Consider the following 3,496-nt stretch of genomic DNA (forward strand, 5'->3'; position numbering starts at 1 on the left):
GCCACCAGCCCAAGCCGATACTACCAAACTAACCGCCTTACGGTAAGCCCAGACGTCACCACGAAGGGCTGGTGCCGCTCCGCTAGCCGCTCCGCAACGACCTCCACAATTAGCTTTTAGAGCTGGGCGCGGTGATGACGCAGGCGCGGTATATATTGAATATGCTGCGTATACTGCGGCATGGATGATTTTTTCTCGCTCTTTGGCTATGGGATTCTTGGCATTGCCTGTTTTGGTCTTGGAATGTACTTACAGTCAAAAAAGAAAAAAGAGGAAGCCCGAAACAAGTAGCTCCGAAAGGTGCACCTTGCTGAGCCACCCGCTAGCGACTTACTGAACCCCCTCAGCAGCTCACAAACGCACGCGCCGCCGACTTTCTGAGCCACCCACCCCGCACGGGCCTTTCTGAGCCCTGCGCCTATACACCGTACTCGCGCCGCACCACGTCGCGCCAGTAATGGCGATAGCGTCGGACGTAGGCGGGGGGAGCAACGGCCCACCAGTCGGATTGCCGCCAGGTGTAGATGGTGGCCACGACCGCCACGCCCAGGGCGGCAAGGTCATTGTCCTCGTATTCCTGGGGGGTGAACGCCCCGGACGCTGTTACCAGCAGTGTTTTTGCCTTGCCCTGCTCGATGAGCTGCGACACGGAGGCCCGCACCTCGTCGGTGAAATCTTCTTGGTACAGCGGCAACTTCTCTAGCCCTTTGCTATGACTCCACAGGCGCCCGTCAATGGGCCGCACGCCCTCGTTCTTGGCCATGTAGGCGGCGATGTACCCGGCCAGATTCTCGGCCTTGCCTACGGCGTGAATGTCCACCGTATTGGGCTCCTGCCAGTCGGTGGCCACCCCGTAGGCGTAGCGGCTGCGCTGGGTGGCCTCAGGAACTGGCACAGCGACGTCGCACCAGGTGGCACCATCCCACTGCTTACGCACCTCGGCCAGGTCGGCGTCGAACACAAAGCCGCTAGCGTACTTGGCCCGCATCTTCTCGGCGTAGGGCTCGATGTAGCCCGCGCCACGCAGAAAGTGGTTCCAGAGCTTGGTTAGGCGCAGCGGCGTCGCGTCCACCTTGTTCTGACCCTCAGGCAGGTTTTCAACGAACTTGTCGATAAGGATGTGCGCGTGCAGGTTGCCAGTGGTGGGCTGGGGCTCGAACACGGCCACGTAGTGTACCACGTCACACACACGCTGCACCTCGCCCAGGAAGCGGCCCACCAGCGCCTTCACCTGCTTATCGTCAGGCGTACCATCGGCCTTGCACACCTGGTCGGAGGGCAGCACCAACGTTAGGAAGGTCGGGTAACAGGCTTGCTGCCGGTAGCCCAGCTTTGGGTTGTAGCGCATGGTTTTCGCCGCCGACACGCTCGCCATCGCAATCATTCGCTGCACGCACTTCATCAACTCGCTGCGGGTAGCCTTTGACATGTACCCCTTGCCCTTAGTGCCGCCTGCCTGCTGCTGGGTGAAAAGGTTCTCGATAGCCGCTTGCTGCTGGGCCTCGGTGCGGTCAGCCCCACGGCGTGCCCCACGGCTATAGACAACGGCGCTATTCTGGCGCAGCTCAAAGGTTGTTCCTACCTCCGAAGCCGAGGATTTGCGGAGGAACGGAACATGAGACAAGCCAATAGGCGGGGCGGCGCTAGCGGACGGCGATGGCGGGCACGAGGACTTCATGCCACGAAAAGACGAGGCACCAGGTACGGCCGAAAAGTGCAGGGATGGGGCGGCGTGGCGCAGCTCAGGCGTGCGCAACTGGGTGCCATGTACGGCACCACAACCGCCAGCTTTGGGGCTGGGGAATGTGGGGTGCAAGTTTAGAGCGCACCTGGACTAAGTTTCAGACCATCCGAAGTGCGGAACAAAACTAAGCCGGCAACCACGACATTTCCCGATGACCAAAAAATACGGCCCCAGCTGGGTCTGAAGCAGCTGGGGCCGTGGAAAGGCTCTAAATGGGGTGCACCCCCTATTCGACAAAGCTACGAAGCACTGTCAGTATTTGTTCATAACATCGTCCCGAAGGATAGTATAAGAAGGTACTCCGCGCAATGTCACGGTTGAGCTTTTTTATACCGGAGTGCTCGCACGTCCGCAGCAGGTACTAGCGCGGTTTGTGCCCTACAAAATGTTTCACGTAATGAGATTGGCCGGAACCTCAATTATGTGCCCCTGCGTGCTGCAATGGCCGATTTTGGCCCCTTCCCGCAAATGTCTGAGGTTTCTTCATTTGCGGCCGACTTGCCCATGTTTTCGCGGCTGGTAATGGGTGCTTGGGGGTGGCTTTGACGAAAGAAAACGCGAAAGCTCGACCGGGTGGGGCTCGTCGGGGCTCGCCATCAAGAACGGCATGGCTTCGACGGCAGCGGCTGGTACGAATGAAACCCGGCGAAGTACTAACCCCTGGAATATCAAGGAAATCGCTGCGCCCTGGTGATTATTTTTGCTATATGACTAAGTATGACCGCCTTACCCAAGCTCTAACCCTCGGTATTGCCAAGCAGCACCAAGCTGAGCGCAAGAAGAAAGAGACAATTCGCAAACGCGCTGAGCGCCGGGCCTACGGCCGCAAGGTCCGCAGCCTCACGAAGCAGCAACCGCTCGACCAAGTGCCAGGCATTGAGCTACGTGGCCCGGACTATCACCTCGACCACACTGTAAGCATCGTTGCCGCCTGGGAGGCCGGGTGGACGCCGGAGCAGTGCGCCGACGTCAGCAACCTACAGATTCTCCCCAAGCAGGAGAACCTAGACAAGGGCACCGCATCTTTTTGCTCGCTTGCACTCCACCAACGGCTAACTTTCAACTAGCTCCAGCGTTTCACCGGAAATTTAGTATCTTGCTATAGCCGGGTAACCCCGTGCTCCTAGCTCTACTCCACGCACCCCAACCAGCGCACCCTACCTCAGTGGTAGGGCAGTGCTGGTTTTTCATTTTACGCGGGCTGTAAACCATTAGCCCCCGCTTTCCCCCGCTCAAGGTTGCATCCCACCTACCTCGCCCCAGAGCTTTACGACGCCCACTTAGGCAAGCGTAGGCCGAAATGGCCCATACGTGGTGCACAGGCTCAACATGGTTCTGAGCTTTGGGATAAGGGCGGCCACGGTTACTTTTTAGGACATGGCCATCCAGCTAGCCGCCGATTTCTCGGACCTATACCCTCTACCCGAGCTTTCGACCGAAGAGACACTATTTAACCTCGAACTACTACCCCTCTGTTCACCCCCAATATGGACCTCAACCCCTACAACTTCATCCGCGCCTTGCAAAAAATAATCTCTCAAGTGCCTAGAAAACAAAGAATTACGGCAGTAATCATTCTCTCACTAGCTGGCCTAGGCTATTGCACCATTGACAAGCTGCCCGCTATCATGCACGAAGCGCCCGCCATCATCAGAGCGGCGAAGGAACTACCCGCGCCACCAGCCCAAGCCGATACTACCAAACTAACCGCCTTACGGTAAGCCCAGACGTCACCACGAAGGGCTGGTGCCG

At 58.3% G+C, this 3,496-nt stretch carries 3 protein-coding genes; 2 read left to right on the forward strand and 1 reads right to left on the reverse strand.

The window, feature by feature from the left end:
- Positions 1-418 precede the first annotated feature (418 nt).
- Positions 419-1,678, reverse strand: a complete 1,260-nt coding sequence (locus tag J4D99_RS21670) for a rolling circle replication-associated protein (RefSeq protein ID WP_208133843.1) — start codon at positions 1,676-1,678, stop codon at positions 419-421.
- Between the two features lie 773 nt (positions 1,679-2,451).
- Between J4D99_RS21670 and J4D99_RS21675 the strand changes: the two genes are divergently transcribed.
- Together J4D99_RS21675 and J4D99_RS21680 are read left to right on the forward strand one after the other, a co-directional pair.
- A complete protein-coding gene (locus J4D99_RS21675; RefSeq protein ID WP_208133844.1) occupies positions 2,452-2,811 on the forward strand; it encodes a hypothetical protein in 360 nt (119 codons plus the stop codon).
- A gap of 420 nt (positions 2,812-3,231) precedes the next feature.
- Positions 3,232-3,465: a hypothetical protein gene (locus J4D99_RS21680; protein WP_208133845.1), complete on the forward strand. Its 234-nt coding sequence runs from the start codon at positions 3,232-3,234 to the stop codon at positions 3,463-3,465.
- Positions 3,466-3,496: the final 31 nt, after the last annotated feature.

This window comes from Hymenobacter sp. BT559, assembly GCF_017571525.1.
GTDB lineage: Bacteria > Bacteroidota > Bacteroidia > Cytophagales > Hymenobacteraceae > Hymenobacter > Hymenobacter ginsengisoli.

Coding starts and splice junctions, on each gene's coding strand:
- J4D99_RS21670 (WP_208133843.1), bottom strand. CDS start 1,678: ATGAAGTCCTCGTGCCCGCCATCGCCGTCCGCTAGCGCCGCCCCGCCT.
- J4D99_RS21675 (WP_208133844.1), top strand. CDS start 2,452: ATGACTAAGTATGACCGCCTTACCCAAGCTCTAACCCTCGGTATTGCC.
- J4D99_RS21680 (WP_208133845.1), top strand. CDS start 3,232: ATGGACCTCAACCCCTACAACTTCATCCGCGCCTTGCAAAAAATAATC.